22 protein-coding genes and 3 pseudogenes are annotated in these 22823 nt (G+C 69.5%); 8 read left to right on the top strand and 17 right to left on the bottom strand.

Annotation, left to right across the window (positions count from 1 at the left end):
• The 5 genes and pseudogenes from ribD to IPK81_24420 form a co-directional block, all read right to left on the bottom strand.
• A pseudogene (gene ribD, locus IPK81_24440) lies at positions 1 to 1094 on the bottom strand (bifunctional diaminohydroxyphosphoribosylaminopyrimidine deaminase/5-amino-6-(5-phosphoribosylamino)uracil reductase RibD).
• Positions 1095 to 1285: 191 nt separating this feature from the next.
• Positions 1286 to 1747 (bottom strand): transcriptional repressor NrdR, encoded by a 462-nt coding sequence (gene nrdR / locus IPK81_24435; protein QQS12572.1) that lies wholly within the window; start codon positions 1745 to 1747, stop codon positions 1286 to 1288.
• A 51-nt stretch (positions 1748 to 1798) separates the two neighbouring features.
• Positions 1799 to 3115: a serine hydroxymethyltransferase gene (locus tag IPK81_24430; protein ID QQS12571.1), complete on the bottom strand. Its 1317-nt coding sequence runs from the start codon at positions 3113 to 3115 to the stop codon at positions 1799 to 1801.
• 37 nt (positions 3116 to 3152) lie between these two features.
• Positions 3153 to 3593 (bottom strand): ribose 5-phosphate isomerase B, encoded by a 441-nt coding sequence (rpiB, locus tag IPK81_24425; protein ID QQS12570.1) that lies wholly within the window; start codon positions 3591 to 3593, stop codon positions 3153 to 3155.
• Between the two features lie 181 nt (positions 3594 to 3774).
• Positions 3775 to 4309 (bottom strand): annotated as a pseudogene (locus IPK81_24420) (2,4'-dihydroxyacetophenone dioxygenase family protein).
• A 321-nt stretch (positions 4310 to 4630) separates the two neighbouring features.
• Here IPK81_24420 and IPK81_24415 point away from each other — a divergent pair.
• The gene (locus IPK81_24415; protein QQS12569.1) at positions 4631 to 5122 is read left to right on the top strand and encodes a helix-turn-helix domain-containing protein; all 492 of its coding nucleotides are present in this window, start codon (positions 4631 to 4633) and stop codon (positions 5120 to 5122) included.
• 74 nt (positions 5123 to 5196) lie between these two features.
• On the opposite strand, the gene IPK81_24410 is transcribed toward IPK81_24415, so the two are convergent.
• From IPK81_24410 to IPK81_24385, 6 genes and pseudogenes are all read right to left on the bottom strand, one after another.
• Positions 5197 to 6315: an ABC transporter substrate-binding protein gene (locus IPK81_24410; GenBank protein ID QQS12568.1), complete on the bottom strand. Its 1119-nt coding sequence runs from the start codon at positions 6313 to 6315 to the stop codon at positions 5197 to 5199.
• Between the two features lie 130 nt (positions 6316 to 6445).
• Positions 6446 to 6757, bottom strand: coding sequence for a hypothetical protein (locus tag IPK81_24405; GenBank protein ID QQS15252.1), 312 nt, complete (start codon positions 6755 to 6757; stop codon positions 6446 to 6448).
• Positions 6758 to 6812: 55 nt separating this feature from the next.
• A complete protein-coding gene (locus tag IPK81_24400) occupies positions 6813 to 7520 on the bottom strand; it encodes an ABC transporter ATP-binding protein (GenBank protein ID QQS12567.1) in 708 nt (235 codons plus the stop codon).
• Between the two features lie 4 nt (positions 7521 to 7524).
• Positions 7525 to 8343, bottom strand: a complete 819-nt coding sequence (locus IPK81_24395) for an ABC transporter ATP-binding protein (GenBank protein ID QQS12566.1) — start codon at positions 8341 to 8343, stop codon at positions 7525 to 7527.
• Positions 8340 to 9812, bottom strand: a complete 1473-nt coding sequence (gene livM / locus IPK81_24390; GenBank protein QQS12565.1) for a high-affinity branched-chain amino acid ABC transporter permease LivM — start codon at positions 9810 to 9812, stop codon at positions 8340 to 8342. The genes IPK81_24395 and livM overlap by 4 nt, the downstream gene beginning before the upstream one ends.
• A gap of 2 nt (positions 9813 to 9814) precedes the next feature.
• Positions 9815 to 10728: pseudogene (locus IPK81_24385) on the bottom strand (branched-chain amino acid ABC transporter permease LivH).
• 164 nt (positions 10729 to 10892) lie between these two features.
• On the opposite strand from IPK81_24385, the gene IPK81_24380 reads away from it, so the two are divergent.
• From IPK81_24380 to cynS, 5 genes are all read left to right on the top strand, one after another.
• A complete protein-coding gene (locus IPK81_24380) occupies positions 10893 to 12134 on the top strand; it encodes an acyl-CoA dehydrogenase (protein QQS12564.1) in 1242 nt (413 codons plus the stop codon).
• Positions 12135 to 12378: 244 nt separating this feature from the next.
• Positions 12379 to 13752, top strand: coding sequence for an ABC transporter substrate-binding protein (locus IPK81_24375; protein QQS12563.1), 1374 nt, complete (start codon positions 12379 to 12381; stop codon positions 13750 to 13752).
• A gap of 40 nt (positions 13753 to 13792) precedes the next feature.
• Complete coding sequence (gene ntrB / locus IPK81_24370; protein QQS12562.1) at positions 13793 to 14644, top strand: nitrate ABC transporter permease; 852 nt, start codon at positions 13793 to 13795, stop codon at positions 14642 to 14644.
• Between the two features lie 5 nt (positions 14645 to 14649).
• The gene (locus tag IPK81_24365) at positions 14650 to 15576 is read left to right on the top strand and encodes an ABC transporter ATP-binding protein (protein ID QQS12561.1); all 927 of its coding nucleotides are present in this window, start codon (positions 14650 to 14652) and stop codon (positions 15574 to 15576) included.
• Positions 15577 to 15586: 10 nt separating this feature from the next.
• Positions 15587 to 16033: a cyanase gene (cynS, locus tag IPK81_24360; protein QQS12560.1), complete on the top strand. Its 447-nt coding sequence runs from the start codon at positions 15587 to 15589 to the stop codon at positions 16031 to 16033.
• Between the two features lie 12 nt (positions 16034 to 16045).
• Here cynS and IPK81_24355 read toward each other — a convergent pair whose 3' ends face one another.
• Genes IPK81_24355 through IPK81_24335 form a run of 5 tightly spaced genes read right to left on the bottom strand, consistent with a single transcriptional unit; the run spans position 16046 to position 19797 of the window.
• Positions 16046 to 17050: a glutathione S-transferase family protein gene (locus IPK81_24355; protein ID QQS12559.1), complete on the bottom strand. Its 1005-nt coding sequence runs from the start codon at positions 17048 to 17050 to the stop codon at positions 16046 to 16048.
• 33 nt (positions 17051 to 17083) lie between these two features.
• Positions 17084 to 18151: a magnesium/cobalt transporter CorA gene (gene corA, locus IPK81_24350; protein ID QQS12558.1), complete on the bottom strand. Its 1068-nt coding sequence runs from the start codon at positions 18149 to 18151 to the stop codon at positions 17084 to 17086.
• Positions 18152 to 18188: 37 nt separating this feature from the next.
• On the bottom strand, positions 18189 to 18479 hold the full coding sequence (locus tag IPK81_24345; GenBank protein ID QQS12557.1) for an antibiotic biosynthesis monooxygenase: 291 nt from the start codon (positions 18477 to 18479) through the stop codon (positions 18189 to 18191).
• Positions 18480 to 18508: 29 nt separating this feature from the next.
• Entirely contained in the window at positions 18509 to 19282 is a 774-nt protein-coding gene (locus IPK81_24340) for an SDR family oxidoreductase (protein ID QQS12556.1), read from the bottom strand.
• Positions 19282 to 19797: a MaoC family dehydratase gene (locus IPK81_24335; protein ID QQS12555.1), complete on the bottom strand. Its 516-nt coding sequence runs from the start codon at positions 19795 to 19797 to the stop codon at positions 19282 to 19284. Before IPK81_24335 ends, IPK81_24340 begins: the two co-directional genes overlap by 1 nt.
• Before the next feature lie 59 nt (positions 19798 to 19856).
• Here IPK81_24335 and IPK81_24330 point away from each other — a divergent pair, with 59 nt between their 5' ends.
• Positions 19857 to 20909 (top strand): alcohol dehydrogenase catalytic domain-containing protein, encoded by a 1053-nt coding sequence (locus IPK81_24330; GenBank protein ID QQS12554.1) that lies wholly within the window; start codon positions 19857 to 19859, stop codon positions 20907 to 20909.
• Positions 20910 to 21034: 125 nt separating this feature from the next.
• Complete coding sequence (locus IPK81_24325) at positions 21035 to 21502, top strand: hypothetical protein (GenBank protein ID QQS12553.1); 468 nt, start codon at positions 21035 to 21037, stop codon at positions 21500 to 21502.
• Positions 21503 to 21547: 45 nt separating this feature from the next.
• Here the strand turns inward: IPK81_24325 and IPK81_24320 are convergent, their stop codons facing one another.
• Complete coding sequence (locus tag IPK81_24320) at positions 21548 to 22759, bottom strand: acyl-CoA dehydrogenase family protein (protein QQS12552.1); 1212 nt, start codon at positions 22757 to 22759, stop codon at positions 21548 to 21550.
• Between the last annotated feature and the right edge of the window lie 64 nt (positions 22760 to 22823).

Here is a 22823-nt window from a genome sequence, read left to right as displayed (position 1 = left end):
CTAGGAGTGTCGGGTCCAGGTTTCCAGCGTGTCGTCGCCGATTTCGCCGAGCGATAGGCGCGCGAAGCGCCGCGCGTCGACAAGGCGCGCGACACCGTGCGCCGCCACGGCGGCGAACCCGTCGCCGCCGACGACCATTCCCGCCCGGAACGCCACGATCCGGTCGACCACGTCGGCCGCCAGCAAGGCGCCGGCGAGGAGGCCGCCCCCCTCGACCAGCACCCGTGTCAGACCAGCGGTCCCCAGGGTCGCCGCCAGGGCCGCGGGTCGACCCGACCGTCACCGCCCCTTGGGGCGCGGTGCACTTTCACGCCGAGCGCGTCCAGCGCGGCGGTGCGATCGCCCGGCGCGTCGTCGCCGCACACCAGCCACACAGGAACCGTCCGCGCCGACGTGGCCAGCTTCGATGTCGGCGGCAGCCGCGCCGACGTGTCGACGACGATCCGCACAGGCGAGCGCGCCGCCAGACCGGGCAGACGGCACGTCAGCTCGGGATCGTCGGCCAGCGCGGTGCCGATGCCGACCATGATCGCGTCGTGCGTCGCGCGCAGCAGATGGCCGTGCGCCCGCGCCGGGCCGCCGGTGATCCACTGCGACTCCCCGGTGGCGGTGGCGATCCGCCCGTCCAGCGACGTCGCCAGCTTGAGCGTCACCAGCGGCCGGCCGTCGCGCACGCGCATGAAGAACCCGGCGTTGACCGCGTCGGCGTCGGCGCGCCCGACACCCTCAAGCACCTCGATGCCGGCGGCCCGGAGGATCGCCACGCCGCGGCCGGCGACACGCGGGTCGGGATCGCCGGTCGCGACGACGCAACGCGCGATCCCGGCCGTGACCAGCGCCTCGGCGCAGGGTGGCGTGCGGCCGTGGTGGGCGCAGGGCTCGAGCGTGACGTAGGCCGTGGCGCCGCGCACCGCGTCGCCGAGGCCGGCGCTCCGGGCGGCGGCGATCGCCGCCGCCTCGGCGTGCGGACGCCCGCCCGTGGCGGTGCGCCCGCGCGCGAACGGCATGCCGTCGCGGGCCAGCACGCAACCGACCGTGGGATTGGGCCAGGTGTCGCCAAGCCCGCGGCGCGCCAGCGCCAGGGCCCCGGCCATGAAATCGACGTCGGATCGTCGCACCGTCATCGGGAACGCTCTACTCCGCCGTTCGACACATCCGCGCCGCCGCGGCCCGGACGCCGCCTGTCATCCCCTGCGACGCGAGGGATCCATGCGCCGCGCGTGGATCCCTCGCTTCGCCCGGGGTGACAGCGACAGAATCCGCCAAGGAAGCGCGACGCCGCGCGTCACTCCTTCACGACGTCGCCGAGGTCGCTGACGAAATCCTCGAAATCCTTGGCCTCGCGGAAATTCTTGTAGACCGAGGCGAAGCGCACGTAGGCCACTGGATCGAGCGCGCGCAGCGCGTCCATCACCAGCTCGCCGACCTGGGTCGAGTTGATCTCGCTCTCGCCCGAGCTCTCGAGCCGGCGCACGATGCCGTTGACCACCCGCTCGATGCGCTCGGGATCGACCGGCCGCTTGCGGCACGCCGTCTGGATGGAACGCGCCAGCTTGTCGCGGTCGAAGGCGACGCGCTGGCCGTTCTTCTTCAGCACGGTGAGCTCGCGCAGCTGCACGCGCTCGAACGTCGTGAAGCGCGAGCCGCAGGCCGGGCAGTACCGGCGCCGACGGATCGCGGAGTTGTCGTCGGTGGGACGCGAGTCCTTCACCTGGGTGTCGTCGTTGCCGCAGAATGGACAGCGCATCTATTTTCCCCCTGTCGCGCGCGGCCTTGTCGCGGCGGCCGCTTGGCGTCCCTATCGATAGATCGGAAACCGGCGGCACAACTCCAGCGCCTGAGCCCGCACCTTCTCCTCGACCAGACGGTTGCCGTCCGGGCTGTTGGTCGACAGGCCGTCGAGCACGTCGGCCATCAGATTGCCGACCTGTCGGAACTCGGCCGGGCCGAAGCCCCGGGTGGTGCCCGCCGGCGTGCCGAGGCGGATGCCCGAGGTCACCGCCGGCTTCTCCGGATCGTTCGGGATGCCGTTCTTGTTGGCGGTGAGGCCGGCGCGGTCCAGCGCCTTCTCGGCCGCCGCGCCGGTCGTCCTCTTCGGCCGCAGATCGACCAGCATGAGATGGCTGTCGGTGCCGCCGGAGACGATCGCGAGGCCGCGCTCGACCAGGGTCGCCGCCAGCACCTTGGCGTTCTCGACCACCTGGCGGGCGTAGACCGCGAACTCCGGCCGCAGCGCCTCTCCGAACGCGACGGCCTTGGCGGCGATGACGTGCATCAGCGGCCCGCCCTGCAGGCCGGGGAACACCGCGGAGTTGATCTTCTTGCCCAGCTCGGCGTCGTTGGAGAGGATCATCCCGCCGCGCGGCCCGCGCAGGGTCTTGTGCGTCGTCGTCGTCACGACGTGCGCGTGCGGCAGCGGGCTGGGATAGACGCCGGCCGCGACCAGACCGGCGTAGTGCGCCATGTCGACCATGAAGAACGCGCCGATCTCGTCGGCCACCTTGCGGAAGCGCGCGAAGTCGATCTGCCGCGAATAGGCGGAGGCGCCGGCGACGATCACCTTCGGGCGCCTCTCGCGCGCCGTCCGCTCCATCGCGTCGTAGTCGATCAGCTGGTCGCCCGGCCGCACGCCGTAGGACACGACGTTGAACCACTTGCCGGACTGGTTGGCCGGCGAGCCGTGGGTGAGATGGCCGCCCTCGTTCAATGACATGCCGAGGAAGGTGTCGCCGGGCTTCATCAGCGCGAAGAACACGGCCTGGTTGGCCTGGGCGCCGGAATGCGGCTGGACGTTGGCGAAGGCGCAGTCGAACAGCTTGCAGGCCCGCTCGATGGCGAGAGTCTCGGCCTCGTCGACCTCCTCGCAGCCGCCGTAATAGCGCCGGCCGGGATAGCCTTCGGCATACTTGTTGGTCAGCACCGAGCCCTGCGCGTCGAGCACGGCCTGCGAGACGATGTTCTCGGAAGCGATCAGCTCGATCCAGTCCTTCTGGCGGGCCAGCTCGGCGTCGAGGACGTGCTTGATCGCCGGATCGGTCTCGCCGACGCCGGCGCTGAAGAAGCCCGGCGGGACGATGGCGGCGGTCTTGGCGGCGGCTGGGGCGGTGGCGTTCATGATCGTTGGCTCCGGTTGGGGCGGCGGAGTTCGGTTCTCAGCGGGCGGCGAGCTTGGCGACGCGCCCGGCGTGGCGGCCACCCTCGAACGGCGTCTCGAGGAACGCCCGCAGGCAGTCCTTGGCGACCTCCGTCCCCACGATCCGGGCGCCCAGAGCGATCACGTTGGCGTCGTTGTGCTGGCGCGACAGCCGCGCCGTGGTGACGTCGTGCACCACGGCGGCCCGGACGGCCGGCTCGCGGTTCGCGGCGATCGAGACGCCAATGCCGGTGCCGCAGACCAGGACGCCGCGTCCAGCCTGGCCGTCGCGGATCGCCGCGGCCAGCGCGCGACCGAAATCCGGGTAGTCGACCGAGGCGGTCGAGTGGGTGCCAAGGTCGAGGACGGCATGGCCGGCCGCCCGGAGATCCTCCTTGAGGACCTCCTTGAGATCGAAACCGGCGTGATCGGACGCCATCGCTACGGTTTGCGCCGACATCGGCCCCCGGACCCAAAATCTGTTGGCGAGAGCCGGAGGGATACCATATCTCGCCATCCCCCGCCAACACTCCACAATCTCTGGCAACGGCTTGCAGATTCGCCGGTTAACTATTTGTTCTAGATGAATACTTGCGCCTTTCTTGAAGCGTGACTGGAAGCGGCAAGACGCCGCGCCGTCGCTACCGGAACAGCTTGTAGACATACGCCGCGCCGATCCCGACCTTGTCGAAGTGGGTGCGGCACAGGGCGATGTACTGGTGCCCATCGAAATAGCCGTCCGGTTCACCTTTATCGTCCAGCCCAGACCAGCGGCCCGGTGACGGTGACGAACACCAGCATCGGGTCGGGACGGTCGTGGGCGACGAGGGTGTGGCTCTCGCCCGGCGTCTCGTAGACGAAGTCGCCGGACGTCGCCGTCCAAGTATGCTCCAGGTAACCCCACTTGCCGGACAGCGTGTAGGCGAAGACCTCGTGCGGGTGGTAGTGCCGGTTCACCAGCCCGGCCGCCTTGGCCATCAGGATGTCGCACCACTTGTTCTGCGAGGGCGAGATCCAGACTGGCCGCGACGCGACCGTCTCCCTGAACGGCGCGTACTAGCGCTCGTCGTCGGTGGGAGCGTTGATGAGGTAGACCTCGGCCAGGGCGTCCGTCTGGAACACCTTTGGCACCGGTTTGGGATCGCGCCAGAATTCGCGGGTCGCGGTCTCGGGCATGGGACTCCTCCGTTGTCGCGCACTGTTGTCGGACGTGCATTCCCCCGTCGGCCATGAAGACGCCGCCGTTGATCCGGCGCGACCACCGCGGCTACGTCAGGGTCACGGCCCAGCTCGAGGGCGGCGCCTGCTTCGAGCAGGACGGAAGGCGGGTCATCCTCTCGCCCGGCGAATGGAGCGTGTACGACGCCACCCGGCCCTACTCCGTGTTCAACGCCGCGCCGATCCGCCAGGCCGCGATCTTCCTGCCGCGCGAGTATCTGACGCGGACCGGCCTGGACGTCGCCGGCGTCACGGCGCGCCGCTTCACCCGCGCCGACCATGCCGGCCGCGGCGCCTTCGACCTGCTGCGCTCCGCCCAGGCCGCGCTCGATTCCGACGCCGCGCTGGACGACGACCTCGGGGAAATCCTCGCCGATCTGGTGCGCCGCGCTCGAGCGCGAGGGGGTGGCGACCGACGCCTCGCTGCGCGACCGCGCGCGCCGCCGCGTGCTGGCGTTCATCCGCGACAATCTCGGCGATCCGACACTTCGGTTGGACACGATCGCGGCGGGGATCGGCTACTCGAAGCGCTACCTGCACAAGCTGTTCGAGACCGAGCGCGAGACACTCGACGCGGCGCTGTGGCGGCTGCGGCTGGAGCGCGCCCGCCGCGATTTCGCCGATCCGGCGCAGGCCGGGCGCTCGATCACCGGGATCGCGTTCTCGTGGGGCTTCAGCAGCTGGTCGCATTTCAGCCGCGCGTTCCGCGACCGCTACGGCGTCCCGCCGCGGCGGTTCCGGACGATGGCGGCCGGCGGCGGCGCCGACTGATCCACCGCCGCGTAGCGGACGCGAAAACGGCCCGGCGGCTGGGGGCCACCGGGCCGTCGTCGCTGGCGCGGACGTTACTTCTTCTGGGCGTACTTGCCGCCCTTCCACTCGAAGAACACGTACTCCGGGTTCTTGATGTCGCCCTTGGCGTCGAACGCCAGGCGGCCGACCGGGGTGTCGTAGCTGCCGGCGCGCATCGCCGCGGCGACCTTGGTCGCGTCCGTGGTCTTGGCGCCGTTGGCCGCCGCCGCCCACACCTTCACGGCGGCGTAGCTGAACAGCGTGTAGCCCTCGGGATTGTACTTGTCGGCCTTGAACTTCTCGACCAGCGCCTTGTTCTTCGGGTCGAGGGTCGGGTCGGGCGGGAAGGTCATCAGCACGCCGTCGGACGCGGCGCCGGCGATCTGGCCGAACTCGTCGGTGACCAGCGAGTCGAAGCCGATCAGCTGCGCCGCCAGGCCCTGCTCCTTCGACTGCTTGATGATCAGGCCGCCGGCGGTGTGGTAGCCGCCGAGGATGATCACGTCGATCTTCGCCTGCTTCATCTTGCTGATGAGCGCGGTGAAGTCCTTGTCGGAGTCGGTGTAGGCCTCGTACATCGCCTCCTTCACGCCGCCGGCGTTCATCGCCTTCTTGGTCTCGTCGGCGACGCCCTTACCGTAGGGCGACTTGTCGTGCAGGATCGCGATCTTCTTCGTCTTCATGTTCTTGATGATGTACGCGCCGACGGTCTTGCCCTGGACGTCGTCGCGGCCGCAGGTGCGGAACACCAGCGGGTTCTTCTCGGTGAAGGCCTCCTCGGTCAGCTTCGGATTGGTCGAGGCCGGCGTGATCTGGAGGACCTTGCCCTCCTTGTAGATCTTCGACGCCGGGATCGAGGAGCCGGAGCAGAAATGGCCGGCCACGAACACGACCTTGTCGGACACGAGCTTGTTGGCCACGGCGGTCGCCTGCTTTGGATCGCAGGCGTCGTCGCCGATCGACAGCTCGAGCTTCTGGCCGTTGACCCCGCCGGCGGCGTTGATCTCCGCCACCGCCATCTCGGCGCCGCGCTTGAGCTGCTCGCCGAACGAGGCGTTGGAGCCCGTCATCGGGCCGGCGGCCGCGATCTTGATCTGCGACAGCGCCGGGCCGGCGCCGAGCGCCAAGGCCATCGCCGTCGCCGTTCCCAGCGTCCAGACGTATCTCTTCATGGAGTCTCTCCTTGGTTCGACACGGCCCCCGTCGGGGGCTCCGCGATCCGGCGCCCGAGGGGGCGGATGGCGGACCTTAGCGCCGGTCCGCGCCGCTCGCCAAGCGCCGTGACACGCGCGCGGGCGCGATTCAGCCGGCCGCCTTGTCTCGCCAATCGAACGGTCCGGCGCGGACGTAGAGCCAAGGGTATTGCGCGACCATCATCGCCGCCCGCGTCCGTCGCCACGACGCCAGCGCCACGGCCGCCAGGACCGCCCACGCGACCGCGAAGGCCGCCGGCGCGACGAGGTCCCCGCCGGCCAGCGCGTAGTCGGCGAAGCGGTGCGCCGCGGCCAGGAGGCCGGCGTAGACCACCGCCTGCCATGGGGACCGCCAGGTCGAGGCCACGCCGCGCCCGGCCATCCACGCGGCCGGCGCGGCCAGACCGCCGAGCGTCGTCAGGAACGCCGCGACGGTGTTGCCGAGCCAGGGGAGGTATTCGTGCATCCCGTCCTCCCTAGTGGCCGCCCAGATAGGCGGCGCGGATCTCCTCGTTGGCGAGGAGCTCGGCGCCGGCGCCCGACAGCGTCACGCGGCCGTTGACCAGCACGTAGCCGCGGTCGGCCAGCCGCAGCGCCTGGTGGGCGTTCTGCTCCACCAGGAACACGGTGACGCCCTCGTCGCGGTTGATGGCGCGGATCGTCTCGAAGATCTGCCGAACGATCAACGGCGCCAGCCCGAGCGACGGCTCGTCGAGCAGCAGCAGGCGCGGATGGCCCATCAACGCGCGGGCGATCGCCAGCATCTGCTGCTCGCCGCCCGACAAGGTGCCGCCGCGCTGGTCGCGGCGCTCCTTGAGGCGCGGGAACAGCGCGAAGACGCGCTCGATGTCGCGGTCGAATCCGGCGGGATCGGCGAACACCGCCCCCATCTGGAGGTTCTCGTAGACGGTCATGCGCGCGAAGATGCGCCGGCCCTCCGGCACCTGGGCGATGCCGGCGCGGGCGATCTCGTGGGTCGGCACGCGCGTTATGTCGCGCTCCTCGAACAGGATCCGCCCGGCGCTGGCGCGCGGCGCGCCGAAGATGGTCATCAGCAGGGTCGACTTGCCGGCGCCGTTGGCGCCGATCAACGCCACGATCTCGCCCTTGCGCACCTCGACGTCGACGCCACGCAGCGCCTGGATGGCGCCGTAGTGGGTCTCGACGCCCTCCGCTCGGAGCATCGCGTCAGCCATGGGCGACCGACGGTGCGTCTTCATCCTCGCCGAGATAGGCGCGGATCACCGCCGGGTCGGCGCGCACGGCGGCCGGCGCGCCGTCGGCGATCTTGCGGCCGTAGTCGAGCACCACGACGCGGTCCGAGATCGCCATCACCACCGTCATGTCGTGCTCGATCAGAAGCACGCCCACGCCGTCCATGTCGCGGATCGAGCGCAGCAGGACGTTGAGCTCCTCCGATTCGCGCGGATTGAGACCCGCCGCCGGCTCGTCGAGGCACAGCAGCGCCGGATCGGTGCACATCGCCCTGGCGATCTCCAGCCGGCGCTGGCTGCCATAGGGCAGTTCGCCGGCCGGCCGGTCGGCCGCGTCGGTGAGGCCGATGCGCTCCAGCCAGGCCGCGGCCTTGGCGACCGCGGCGCGCTCCGCCGCCGGATAGCCGCCAATTCCGAGCACGCCGAGCAGCGTGTAGCCGGACGCCCGCATCAGCCGGTTGTGCTGCGCCACCATCAGGTTCTCGAGCGCGCTCATGGCCGGGAAGAGGCGGATGTTCTGGAACGTGCGCGCGACGCGGGCGCGGGCCGCGATCTGGAACCCGGCCATCCGCTCCAGCAGGAACTCGCCGCCGCCGTGGCGCAGCGCGATGCGGCCGCTGGTCGGGCGGTAGAAGCCGGTGAGGCAGTTGAACACCGTCGTCTTGCCGGCGCCGTTGGGACCGATGATGGCGGTGATCTCGCGCGGCGCGGCGCGGAACGACACGTCATCGATCGCCACGAGGCCGCCGAAGCGCATCGTGAGATGCTCGACGTCGAGCAGTGGCGCGGTCATCGCCGCCCGCCTCCGCCGCCGGTCGCTTTCAACCTCACGGTCGGATCGCGGTGCTCGATCAGGCCGCGCGGCTTGAACACCATGATCAGGACCATGGCCAGCCCGAACGCCAGCATGCGGTACTGCCCGAGGTCGCGGAACCATTCCGGCAGGCCGATCAGCAGGATCGACGCGAGCACGACGCCCATCTGGCTGCCCATGCCGCCGAGCACGACGATGGCGAGGATGATCGCGGACTCGATGAAGACGAAGCTCTCCGGGCTGATGAAGCGCTGCTTGGCCGCGAAGAACGTGCCGGCGAAGCCCGCGAACATCGCGCCGATGGCGAAGGCCGTGAGCTTGGTGTTGGTCGGATTGATGCCCAGCGCCTGGCAGGCGATCTCGTCCTCGCGCAAGGCCTCCCATGCGCGGCCGACCGGCAGGCGGCGCAGCCGCAGCGTCACCCAGTTGGTCACCAGCGCCAGCGCCAGGATGACGAAATAGAGGAAGATCAGGCGGTGGTTGGCGTGGAACGGAATCCCCATCCATTCGTGGAAGGCCTTCTCGCCCTCGGGCGCCGACTCGGCGAAGACGTGCCCCAGCAGGGTGGCGCCGGGAATGCCGCCGATGCCCGCCGGCCCCTGCGTGAAATCCGTCCAGTTCAGCAGGACGATGCGCACGATCTCGCCGAAGCCGAGCGTGACGATCGCCAGATAGTCGCCGCGCAGGCGCAGCACCGGGAAGCCCAGCAGCACGCCGAACATCGCCGCCATGATCCCCGCGACGGGCAGGCACAGCCAGAAACTCAGCCCGTGCTGCGTCGCCAGCAACGCGTAGGCGTAGGCGCCGACGGCGTAGAACGCGACGTAGCCGAGATCGAGCAAGCCGGCGAGGCCGACGACGATGTTCAGCCCCCAGCCCAGCATCACGTAGGTCAGGATCAGGATGCCGAGGTCCATCACCTTCTGGTCGGCGAACGGCATGAACGGCAGCGCGACGGCGCAGGCCAGCAGCGCGGCGCCCAGCCAGGGGAACGCCACGCGCGCCAGATCGCCGGCCTTCGCCGACAGATCGTCGACGGCCAGCCCGCCCTGCCGGTTGGCGCGCAACACCGCGAAGGCGCCGCGCAACGCCAGGGTCGCGCCGGCGGCGCCGCAGACCAGCTTCAGGAAGCCCGACGGGAACGGCGCCAGCCACGACAGCGCCAGCGCCGCGACGCCGATCCCGATGGTCGCCGCCGGCAAGGTCGCCGTCAGCGTCAAGCCGAGCCGGCCGATGAACACGATCGCCGTGCCGACAAGCACGTCGACCAGGCGGTAGTCGAACTGGAGGCCCTTGCCCGATCCGAAATCGACGGTGCGGAACCCCACCACGAAGAAGCCCAGCGCCAACGCCACGCCGGCGGTCACCGCGGCGTCGATCAAGGCGGCGGCGAGGCCGCCGGCGGCGGCGGCCGGCGGGATGGCGGACCGCGCGGTCGGAGCGGCCATCGTCAGACCTTCTCGATCTCGGGCCGGCCGAGCAGTCCGGTCGGCCGGAAGATCAGCACCAGGATCAGCACCGCGAACGCGGCGACGTCCTTGTACTCGCTGGAGAAGTAGCCGGCCCAGAAGACCTCGATCAGGCCGATCAGCAACCCGCCCAGCATGGCGCCGGGCAGCGAGCCGATGCCGCCGAGCACCGCGGCGGTGAACGCCTTGATGCCGGCGAGGAAGCCGACGAAGAAGTCGATGACGCCGTAGTACATCATGAACATCATGCCGGCGACGGCGGCAAGGGCGGCGCCCATCACGAAGGTCAGCGAGATCGTGCGGTCGACGTCGACCCCCAGCAGCGAGGCCATTTTCTGGTCCTGCTCGCAGGCGCGCTGCTGGCGGCCCAGCGAGGTGCGCTCGATCAGGAAGGTGAAGCCGATCATCAACGCCACGGTCGTGACGACGATCATGATCTGCAGATAGCTGACCTGGACGGTGAAGCCGTCGTGCTCCATCAGCGGAATGGCGCCGCTGACGAGCGCCTGGTGCGGCTTCGGCCGGGCGCCCTGCGTGAGCTGAACGAAGTTCTGCAGCGCGATCGACACGCCGATCGCCGAGATCAGCGGCGCCAGACGGAACGAACCGCGCAACGGACGGTAGGCCATGCGCTCGACCGCCCAGCCGTAGACGGCCGTGAACACCATCGCCACCACCAGCACCAGCAGGATGGCCAGCGGCGCCCAGCCGATCCCCAGGGTGGCGCAGATGATGAATCCCACAGCGCGATGAAGCCGCCGATCATGAAAATATCGCCATGGGCGAAATTGATCATGCCGACGATGCCGTAGACCATGGTGTAGCCGATGGCGATCAACCCGTAGATCGACCCCAGGGTCACCGCGTTGATCAGCTGCTGGACGAAATATTCCATCCACCCCTCGTCCCGCCGGCGCGCCGTCGCGTCAGCGGGGTCCGGCCCCTTCCTGTCCGTCCGGTCCTTGGCGGCCCGGTTCAGGGCGGATATAAGCCCATCCGTCGAAAGGCCGGCAAGCGCCGCCTCGTCGCAGCGCGTCCGCACAGCCCCGGAGCCCTCCCATGTCGTCCGCCATCGCCGCCGCCGTCAAGTCAGCCAACGCCAAGGGGATCAAGGAGGGCGCCGCGCCGTTCGACTGGCAGGATCCGTTCCTGATCGACGACCAGCTCACCGAGGAGGAGCGCGCGATCCGCGACGTGGCCCGCGACTATTGCCAGGAGAAACTGCTGACGCGCGTGGTCGAGGCCAACCGCCACGAGAAGTTCCACCGCGAGATCATGAACGAGATGGGCGCGCTGGGGCTTCTGGGCAGCACCCTGCCGGAGAAGTACGGCTGCGCCGCCACCAACTACACGACCTACGGCCTGATCGCCCGCGAGGTCGAGGCGGTCGACAGCGGCTACCGCTCGGCCATGAGCGTGCAGTCCTCGCTGGTGATGCATCCGATCTACGCCTACGGCACCGAGGAGCAGCGGATGAAGTACCTGCCCAAGCTCGCCTCGGGCGAGTGGGTGGGATGCTTCGGCCTGACCGAGCCCGACCACGGTTCGGATCCCGGCGGCATGAAGACGCGCGCCGCCAAGGCCGCCGGCGGCTGGATCCTCAACGGCTCGAAGATGTGGATCACCAACAGTCCGATCGCCGACGTGCTGGTGGTGTGGGCCAAGAACGACGACGGCGTGATCCGCGGCTTCATCCTCGAGCGCGGCATGAAGGGCCTCGACACGCCCAAGATCGAGGGCAAATTCAGCCTGCGCGCGTCGGTGACCGGCGGCATCATGCTGAGCGACGTGTTCGTGCCGGACGAGAACCTGCTGCCCAACGTGTCCGGTCTCGGCGGCCCGTTCGGCTGCCTCAACAACGCCCGCTACGGCATCGCCTGGGGCGCCATGGGCGCCGCCGAGGCGTGCTGGAAGCGCGCCCGTGACTACACCGTCGACCGCAAGCAGTTCGGCCGCCCGCTGGCCGCCAACCAGCTCATCCAGAAGAAGCTCGCCGACATGCAGACCGAGATCGCGCTGGGTCTCCAGGCCTGCCTGCGCGTCGGCCGCCTCAAGGACGAGGGCCGCGCCCAGCCGGAGATGATCTCCCTGATCAAGCGCAACAACTGCGGCAAGGCGCTGGACATCGCCCGCGTCGCCCGCGACATGCACGGCGGCAACGGCGTGTCGGACGAGTACCACGTCATCCGCCACGTGATGAACCTCGAGGCCGTCAACACCTACGAGGGCACCCACGACGTGCACGCGCTGATCCTCGGCCGCGCGATCACCGGCATCCAGGCCTTCACCGGCGGCCGCTGACCGCCGGCGCCCGCCAAGGCGCCATTCCGCCCGCTCACGGGGCGATCGCAGCGAACCATGGCTGTCCGGCTGTCCACGGGGGGCGCGATGGCGTCCTTTTGGGCACGAGCCGCGGCCAGACTGCCCAATACGCGGTCAAACGGCGACGGCCTGGCGCCGGCGCCGATGGAAAGGCGTGGCACGGGCCTTGCTGCTTCCGACGGAAACGAGTGGCCGAACCCGCCACACCGTTGGGAGAGTCCTCATGTCGACATTCGACGATCCGTTCGACGGCGCGCGCGGCCTTCGCAAAGGCGGCTGCTCCTGCGGCCACCACGCGTCTGAAGCCGAGCACGACGCGGCGCGGTCGGCCGCGCCGGCCGGGGTCGACGACCGGGTCGGCCGCGTGGTCGACGCCGCCGTCATGCGCGCGCTGTTCCCCGACGACTCCGGTCGCCGCGGGTTCCTGAGGACGGTGGGCGCGTCGACCGCGATGGCGGCGGTGGCGTCGCTGTTCCCGCTCGCCGCCGCGCGCGAGGCCTTCGCGCAGGGCGCCGGCAAGCCCGAGAAGAAGGACCTCAAGGTCGGCTTCATCCCGATCACCTGCGCCACGCCCATCATCATGGCGCACCCCATGGGCTTCTACGAGAAGCAGGGCCTGAACGTCGAGGTCGTGAAGACCGCCGGCTGGGCGGTGATCCGCGACAAGACCCTGAACAAGGAATACGACGCCGCCCACATGCTCTCGCCGATGCCGCTGGCGATCACGCTCGGCGCCGGCTCGGCGGCGCAGCCCTACGCCATGCCGGCGGTCGAGAACATCAACGGCCAGGCGATCACCCTGTCGGTCAAGCACAAGGACAAGCGCGACCCGAAGCAGTGGAAGGGCTTCCGCTTCGCGGTGCCGTTCGACTACTCGATGCACAACTACCTGCTCCGCTACTACGTGGCCGAGCACGGGCTGGACCCCGACAAGGACATCCAGATCCGGTCCGTGCCGCCGCCGGAGATGGTCGCCAACCTGCGGGCCGACAACATCGACGGTTATCTCGGTCCCGATCCGTTCAACCAGCGCGCCGTGTTCGACGGCGTCGGCTTCATCCACGTTCTGTCGAAGGAGCTGTGGAACGGACATCCCTGCTGCGCCTTCGCCGCCAGCAAGGCGTTCATCACCGAGACGCCGAACACCTACAGCGCGCTGCTGCGCGCCATCGTCGAGGCGACGGCGTTCGCGAGCAAGGCCGAGAACCGCAAGCGGATCGCCGAGGCGATCGCGCCGCAGAACTACCTCAACCAGCCCGTCACGGTGCTGGAGCAGATCCTGACGGGCACCTACGCGGACGGACTGGGCGGCGTGAAGACCGATCCGGCGCGCATCGATTTCGATCCCTTCCCGTGGGAGCAGTTCGCCATCTGGATCATGACGCAGATGAAACGCTGGGGGCAGATCAAAGGAGACGTCGACTACGCGAAGGTGGCGCGCGAGGTCTACCTCGCGACCGACGCCGCCCGCCTCATGAAGGAGGCCGGCCTGACGCCGCCCGATCCGTCGTCGAAGACCATCGTGGTCATGGGCAAGGCGTTCGACGCCGCGAAGCCGGAGGAGTACCTCGCCAGCTTCGCCATCCGGCGCACGTGAGCGCGGCGCCGGATCCGCGCTAGCCCGGGCGTCGCCACGCATGCCAAGCCTCGCCGCTTCGCCGCGCCTGCGCGCCGGCATGATCTCGCTGCTGATCTTCGCGGCGCTGATCGCGATGTGGCAGCTCGCGACCCTGCCGAAGGCCGGCACGGTCAACGTCGACCCGGAGTACGCCAAGCTGGTCGGCGCCGCGGCCGCGGGCGGGCAGAAATCGGCGATGCCGACCCCGCTCGAGGTCGGCCGGACGCTCTGGGGCCACATCAAGGATCCGTTCTACGTCCGCGGCACCAACGACCAGGGGATCGGCATCCAGCTCGGCTGGTCGCTGGGCCGCGTGTTGTTCGGCTTCGGGCTGGCGGCGTTTCTGGCGGTCCCGCTCGGATTCCTGATCGGCATGTCGCCGATCGTCTACCGCGCGCTGGACCCTTTCATCCAGGTGCTGAAGCCGATTTCGCCGCTGGCCTGGATGCCGCTGGCGCTCTACACGATCAAGGACAGCGGCACCGCCTCGATCTTCGTGATCTTCATCTGCTCGATGTGGCCGATGCTGATCAACACCGCGTTCGGCGTCATGTCGGTGCGGCGGGAGTGGCTCAACGTCGCCCGCACGCTGGAGGTCTCGCCGCTGCGCAAGGCGTTCGCCGTCGTGCTGCCGGCCGCCGCGCCGACCATCATGACCGGGATGCGCATCTCCATGGGCATCGCGTGGCTGGTGATCGTCGCGGCCGAGATGCTCGTCGGCGGCACCGGCATCGGCTACTTCGTCTGGAACGAGTGGAACAACCTCTCGATCGCCAACATCCTCACCGCGATCCTGCTGATCGGGCTGGTCGGCCTGGTGCTCGACCAGGCGCTGGCGTGGGCCGCGCGCCTCGTCACCTACCCGGAGTGACGGGCGTGACCGGCCGCCCGCTGATCAGCGTCGAGGGTCTCGCCAAGCGGTTCCCGCCACCGTCCGGCCGCGGACCCGGGACCACCGTGTTCGAGGATCTCTGGCTCAGCATCGAGCGCGGAGAGTTCGTCTGCGTGATCGGCCATTCCGGCTGCGGCAAAACCACGATCCTCAACGCGCTGGCCGGCCTCGAGACGCCGTCGGACGGCGCGATCATCGCCGACGGCAAGGAGGTCGCCGGCCCCAGCCTCGACCGCGCCGTGATCTTCCAGAGCCACGCGCTGATGCCGTGGATGAGCGTGCTGGGCAACGTCTCGTTCGCCGTGCGCTCGCGTTGGACGGACTGGGCCCGGGACCGCGTGAGGGAGCACGCCCTGCGCTACATCGCGCTGGTCGGACTGGCCGGCGCCGAGGCCAAGAAGCCCGCCCAGCTCTCGGGCGGCATGAAACAGCGCGTCGGCATCGCGCGGGCGCTGTCGATCGAGCCCAAGATGCTGCTGATGGACGAGCCGTTCAGCGCGCTCGACGCCCTGACGCGGGGAACCTTGCAGGACGAGGTCGTGCGCATCTGCGACGAGACCCGCCAGACCGTGTTCATGATAACGCACGACATCGACGAAGCGATCCTGCTGGCCGACCGCATCGTGCTCATGACCAACGGGCCGGGCGCGCGGATCGCGGAGATCGTGGTCAACACGCTGCCCAAGCCGCGGGTCCGCGCCGACCTGCACCGCCATTCCCACTACTACCGGATCCGCAACCATCTGCTCGACTTCCTGGTCACGCGCTCCAAGGCGTTCGACCGCGAGCTGGCGGCGGGCGGCTACGATCCGCGCCGGCCGCCGCACGTGCGCCCGGGCGACGCCGAGCCGGCGCTGGTCGCGGGCCGCGACGCCGCGCCCGCCATCGACATCACGACCACCGCAGCCTGAGGAGCCGACGATGAAGCGCGCCGACGTGACCGAGAGGATCCTGACCGCCAAGCGCCTCAAGGGCCTGAGCTGGAAGACGATCGGCGAGAAGATCGGCGGCATGTCGCCGATCCTCGTCTGCGCCGCCTGCATGGGCCAGATGCGCATGACCAAGGCGCAGGCCGGCAAGGCCGCCAAGCTGTTCGGGCTCGGCAAGGAGGAGGCGATCCTGCTGCAGGAGATCCCCTACCGCGGCTCGCTGCCGACCTCGGTGCCGACCGATCCGCTGATCTACCGCTTCTACGAGCTGGTGTCGGTCTACGGCACGACCTGGAAGGAGCTGATCCAGGAGGAGTTCGGCGACGGCATCATGAGCGCCATCGACTTCGACATGGTGATGGAGCGGCTGCCCGATCCGAAGGGCGACCGCGTCAAGATCACGATGAGCGGCAAGTTCCTGCCCTACCGCACCTACTGACGCCGCCCGGCGTCAGGCCTCCAGCAGGCGCCGGCAGCCGCCGGCGTCGAGGATCGCGGCCAGACCGGGCGCGTCCTTGGCGGCGGCGTATTTGCGCCGGATCTCCGCCAGCGAGCGGGCGTGGTACTTCTGCGGCTGCTGCGTGAAGGGGCGCCCGTCCAGATCGACCGACATCGTCTCGGCGCCGGCCGCGAGCGCCGCGGCGTTGGCCGCGGACCACGGGAGAAACAGCGCACCGACCTCGGTCTCGAGCAGGCGGCCCAGGCCCCACTTGAGGGCGTCCCACGATTCCCAGCCGCCCTCGATCGTCGGCGACAGCATGCGCTCGATCCAGCGCCACACCGTCGGGTAGAGCTCGTCGATCAGGGCGCGCCCCGTGGGGTCCGTCCACGCCTCGTAGATCTGCGCCCAGACGCCGAAATCGCCGAGCGCCGGCCGGTCGCCGAACAGGTACCGCCGGCTCTGGAGGTGGACCTCCAGGATGTCGAGCACGCGACGGAACGAGCCCTCGATGGTGTCCTTCGTGGCCGCGTTCGAGCCGACGAAACCCAGACGCGGCACCATGCGCTGCGCCACCGCCTTGGCCGCCTCGGCCACCTTGGCCTCCGGCGCCTCGGGCCCGAGCATCTGGCGCGCGATGCGGCCGGCGGCCGACTCGCAGTCGGCGGCGACGCTCCAACGGTAGTGGAACATCGGCTTGTTGAGCCACTCGTCGCCGTACTCCTCGACGAGCTGCGACAGGAAACGCAGGGCCGGGTCGTCGGGATGGATCGAGGGCTCCGGCGTCGCGGCCTCCAGGCGCTCGATGACCGGCGTCGAATCCTGGAGGCCCTCGCCGTCCGGCGTCACCAGCAGCGGAATCAGCGGCAGCTTGGCGTATTTCTGGAACTCCGCCGCGTTGGCCGGACCGCGCGGGATCCACTCGTGCGCGATCCCCTTGAATCGCAGGTAGGAGCGCAGTTTCACCGAGTACGGCGACAACTCCGAGCCGAACAGCCGATACGTTCCCGACGCCATCGCGGTTCCCCTCCCCGTCCTAGGCCGCGCCGGTCAGAACCAGCGCTTGCGCTTCATCCAGAAGAACAGGCCGCCGACCACGAGGACGACCATGCACCAGAAATAGACGTAGCCGAACGTCCAGTTCAGCTCGGGCATGTTGCCCTTCGCGGTCTCGAAATTCATCCCGTAGATGCCGGTCAGGAAGCTGAGCGGCATGAAGAACGCCGTGACGATCGCCAGCGTCTTCATCACGTCGCTGGTCTGGTTCGAGGTGTGCATCAGGTACACCTCCATCAGCCCGTTGGCGACGTCGCGGTAGCTCTCGATCAGCTCGAGCACGGCCACCGTGTGGTCGAAGCAGTCGCGCAGGTAGGTGCGCGTGTCCGCCACGACGTGCGGCACGTCGGGCCGCATCAGCGCCAGCACCGTCTCGCGCTCGGCCCACTGCACGCGGTGGAACGTCATCAACGCGCGCCGCGCCTCGTGGATGTTCTTCAGGGTCGACCTGGTGGGCTTGTCGAGCGCCTCGTCCTCGAGCGCCTCCAGCCGCGCGCTGAGCTTCTCGATCAGCGGGAACTTGCGGTCGACGACCAGGTCGACCAGCGCATAGAGCAGGTAGTCGGTCGCCTTGGCTCGCAGGCGCGATGTGGCGAGCTGCAACCGCTCGCGCACGACGCGGAAGATGTCCTCGTCGTGGTCGTGGAAGCTGATGACGTAGTTGTCGCCGAAGAAGATCGACACCTGGCGCTGCCGGATCTCGCCGTCGACGTAGGCCGGGTCGTTGAGGACCACGAAGCCTTGGTTCTGGTACAGGTCCAGCTTCGGCCTCTGGTGGGCGTGGAACACGTCCTCCAGCGCCAGCGGATGGAGGTGGAAGGCGTCGCCCAGCGACTTCAGCATCTCGGCGCTGGGCCGCCCGCCGACGTCGATCCAGGTCCGTTCCGGCGTCTCGAGGTGGAAGCGGCACTCCTCGACCGTCACCTCCTCGACGACGCTGATCGTGTCCTGGGTGTACTCGACCAGCGTGAAGTGCAGCGCCTCCTCGGCCGTGGGCGCGCGCCCGACCAGCAGGCCCGGCGGCGTGCCCGGCTCGGTCGTGCGGCGCGCCATCCCGTCCATGGGCCTCTCCGTCCGCTGGTCGTGGCGGGCCGGCGCCTCAGCCGCCGACCTCCTCCATCACCTGGACCTGCGGCCGGCCGGCGAGGTAGTCGCCGAGCTTGCGCCCGAGCTCCTTGAAATGCGGCGCGGCGCGGTGCGCCTCCAGCGCCGCCTGGTCGTCGTAGCGCTCCAGCATGACGTAGACGTTGGCGTCGGCCGTCTTGTGCAGCGCGTAGAGCTTGTTGCCCGGCTCGCCGGCGCGCACGGCGGCGGCCAGTTTGCCCATGGTCTCCTCGAAATCCTTGTTGGTCCCCGGCTTGATGGTCAGGGTGGCGATGATGCCGAGCATGCCGCGTCCTCCTCCTAGATATCCTTGGTTCAGTCCTTCTTGGGCTGGGTCGTCTCCAGCCCGCCGATATAGAAGCGGTTCCAGGTCGGCGTGACGATCATGTCGTTGACGCAGACCCGCGCCGGCAGCGTCGCCAGGAACAGGATCGTCCGACCGAGGTCCTCCTCCTGGAGCATGCGGTCGAGCTCCGCCTGGGCGGGCTTCACCGGCCGCCGCTCCATGATCGGGGTCGCGGCCTCGCCCGGGTTCAGCGCCGTCGCGCGCACGCCGTGGCGGCCGTACTCGGCGTTGATCGACTCCGGCAGCGCCGCGGCGCCGAACTTCGTCGCGGTGTAGGACGGCCCGGCCAGCGGGGACACGTGCTTTCCCAGCCAGCTCGACACGTTGACGATCAACCCGTCGCCCTGGGCGCGCATCGCCGGCAGCACGGCGTGGCAGCAGTAGAACGTGCCGTCGAGGTTGATGCGCACGACGTCGTCCCAGCCGTCCGTGCTGACGTTCGCCCAGGCGCGCTCCCGCAGATTGATGCCGGCGCTGTTGACGAGGACGTCGATCCGGTTGTGCGCGGCGAGCAGCCGGTCGGCCGTCGCCCTGACCGCGGCTTTGTCGCCGACGTCCAGTGGCGCGACATCGCAGCGTCCGCCGGCGGCGCGGATCGTGGACGCGACCTGGTCCAGCGTCGCCGCGGTGCGGCCGGACAAGGTGACGTGGGCGCCCTCCGCCGCCAACGCGACCGCGCCGGCGCGGCCGATGCCCGTGCCCGCGCCGGTGATCCACGCGATCCTGCCGTCGAGCGCGCCCATCACCGCGCGCCCGCGCCGGCGGGACGTTTGCGGACGAGGAATTTCTGCTCGCCGTCCATCACCAGGTCGCCACCCTCGTTGTGGATCGTGACCTTCACGACGACGACGCCCGTCGTGCGGCCGGCCCGCAGCTCGGTGATCTCCAGCATCGGATAGAGCGTGTCGCCGGCGTAGACGGGCTTCAGGAACCGCGAGCTCTGCTCGATGAAGCCGATCATCGCGTCGCCGAGGATGTGCGGGAACGTGCCGGCGCCGGGCGCCGCCTGGATCGCCACCTGCAGACCGTGCGCGAGCATGTCGCGGTGGCCGCGCGCCTGGCAGTAGACGCGGTCGTAGTGGATGGGGTGGTTGTCGCCGCTCGCGAGCTGGAACGCGGAGAACAGGGCGTCGGTCTGCGTGCGCGAGTTGATGTAGAATTTCCGCCCGACCTCGAGGTCCTCGAAATAGTGGGCGGGACCAAAGGTGTGGTTCCGCGGATCGAACCTCTCGGCGGCACCGCCGCTCTTTCCCGACACGCCGGCCTCCGCGTAGGATACGTTCAACACAACGACGCGAATCCTAGGGGAGAGACGCCATGCGCGCCATGCAAATCGTCGAGTTCGGCAAGCCGCTCAAGCTCAACGAGTTCGCCGAGCCGACGCCGCGGGGCGAGGAGGTGCTGGTGCGCGTCCTGTCGAGCGGCGTGTGCCACTCCGACCTCCATATCTGGGAGGGGTTCTTCGACCTAGGCGGCGGCCAGAAGCTGGAGATGCACCAGCGCGGCATGAAGCTGCCCTTCACGCTCGGCCACGAGATCGCCGGCGAGGTCGTGGCTGTCGGTCCCGACGTCAAGGGCGTCAAGCCGGGCCAGCGCTACGTCGTGTTCCCGTGGATCGCCTGCGGCACCTGCGCCCACTGCCAGGCCGGCGACGAGCTGCTGTGCGCCGCGCCGCGCACGCTCGGCACGCGCCGCGACGGCGGCTACGCCACGCACGTGCTGGTGCCGCACGCGAAATACCTGGTCGACCACGGCAACTCGCCGATCGAGCTGGCCTGCACCTACGCCTGCTCCGGACTGACCGCCTACAGCGCGCTGCAGAAGACCCGCACCGTCAAGAACCGCAAGCGCGTGCTGCTGGTCGGCGCAGGCGGCGTCGGCCTCGCCGGACTCGAGGTGGCGCGCGCCACCTTCGACGGCGAGATCGTGGTCGCCGACATAGACGACGCCAAGCTCAAGGTCGCCGAGCGGCACGGCGCCCACCGCGTGGTCAATCCACGGGCCGAGGGCGCCGTCGCCAAGCTGGTGCAGGAGACCGGCGGCGGCGTCTGCGCGGCGATCGACTTCGTGGGCGCCGCGGCGTCGTTCAAATTCGCCTTCGACTCGCTACGTCGCGGCGGCAAGCTGGTGGTCGTCGGCCTGTTCGGCGGCGACGCGCCGTTCGCGCCGATCGCCATGCCGTTCAAGATGGCGGCGATCGAGGGTTCCTACGTGGGCGACCTGACGGAGTTCAAGGAGCTGATGCAGCTCGTGCGCGACGGCCGGATCCAGGCGCTGCCCTACTCGACCCGCGGGCTGGAGGCGGCCAACGACGTGATCGAGGAGCTCAAGGCCGGCAAGGTGGTCGGCCGGGTCGTGCTGACCCCGTAGAGTGGCGCCGAGGACCGGCGGCTGCCGCCGAGTCGCTCCTCAACCCGCCCGGGAATAAAGTCGGCGGGCGGGTGTTCTTGCGTGCGACGGCACGTTGGAGCGGGCCGGCAACCGCGGGGTGGGCGATGATCGGCTACGCTTTCGATGCCTACAGCAACACCGGCTTCACGCATTCCGTCGTCAGCTGGACTGAGGGCGAGCTATGGATGAGCTACGCCCTGAAGAAGACCGCCCCGAAGCCGCTCGGCAAGACCGTGACCGGATTGATGGACGGCATCACCGACCAGTTCGCGGCCTGGAAGAAACCCCTGATGCAGGCCGTCGCCGGTGTCTCCACCGACTTCCTGCTGTTCGGCTGGGACGGGGCCGGCGCCCACGCGCTGTTCACCTACCGGTTCCAGAAGGACGATCCGGCCGAGTACACCGCCGCCCAGTTCGTCCGCGCGATCAAGCGCGGCGGCAACGATTTCGGCGACCAGGTCATGATCACCCTGTGCGACACCATCCGCCGCTTCGAGGAGCATCTCGTGCTCAACCGGGGCGCTGTGGAGCGCGTCGGCATTCCCTGCCTGCACACCAACATCGCGCTCTGACGCGGCCGGCGCCTCGCGCCGACCGCCCCGCGCCCGCCGCGCGGCTCAGAGGCCAAGCATGGCCTTGGCCATGATGCCGCGCTGCACTTCGGATGAGCCGCCATAGATCGTCATCTTGCGGCCGTTGAAATAGCGCGGCGCCAGCACGTCCGAGCCTTCGGGGCCGATCGGCTCGTCGTTGGCGTTGGGCTGGCGCTGCGGCGGGCAGGGCTGGCTGTAGTGGCCGGCGACGTCGATGGCGTACTCCTGGACGAGCTGCATCACCTCGGTGCCGCGCAGCTTGATCATCGACGACAGCGGTCCGGGGTTCTGCCCGCCGGACAGGCGCGAGTAGAACTCCATCTCGAACATCTCCAGCCCGGAGATCTCCATGTCCATGCGCGCGAGCTTGTCCTGCCACGAGGTGTCGCGCAGCAGCGGCTTGTCGCCGTCGACCGCCGCGCCGGCCATCCGCCGCAGCTTCTCGAACGAGGCGCGCAGGCGCGGGCTGTACGGATTGCCGCCGCGCTCGAACTCCAGAAGGTACTTGGCGTAGGTCCAGCCCTTGTTCTCCTCGCCGATGCGCTGGTCGACGGGCACGCGGACGTTGTCGAAGAAGACCTGGTTGACTTCGTTGGTGCCGGCGCGGTTGCCGTCGGAGGTGATGATCGGATCGACCGAGACGCCGGGCGTCTTCATGTCGAACACGATGAACGAGATGCCGTCCTGCGGCTTGCCTTCGGTCGAGGTCCGCACGAGGCAGAAGATCCAGTCGGCCTGGTGGGCGCCGGTAGTCCAGGTCTTCTGGCCGTTGACGACGTAGTGGTCGCCGTCCCGCACCGCGCGCGTGCGCAGCGACGCGAGGTCGGATCCCGACCCCGGCTCGGAGTAGCCCTGGCACCACAGCAGGTCGCTGTTGAGCATCGGCGTCAGGTAGCGGCGGTGCTGCTCGGGCGTGCCGAACTTCATGATCACCGGCGCGCACATCTTGGGGCCGAACGGCGAGGTGCCCGGCGCCCCGGCCTTCGCCATCTCCATCTCGAAGATGTACTTCTGGGTCGGCGTCCAGCCCGGACCGCCGAACTCCTTCGGCCAGTTCGTGCACAGCCAGCCCTTGCGCGCCAGCCGCTTCTGCCAGTCCATCAGCCTCTCGCGCGGCATGTGGGCGTTGCGCGCCACCCTGGTCTCGCCGACGATCTCCGGCGTCAGGTTGTCGGTCAGCCAGTCGCGCACCTCGCGCTGGAAGGCGAGATCGGCATCGGTGAAATTCATGTGCATGGTCGGGTCCTCGTGGACGTCGGTCGCCCGGACGGATGCCGGACCGTACCGGCCGTGGCCCGGT

It is taken from the genome of Rhodospirillales bacterium (assembly GCA_016699855.1).
GTDB lineage: Bacteria > Pseudomonadota > Alphaproteobacteria > Reyranellales > Reyranellaceae.
Note: the sequence above shows the minus strand (reverse complement) of the source record. Positions and strands in the feature narration are given on the sequence as shown.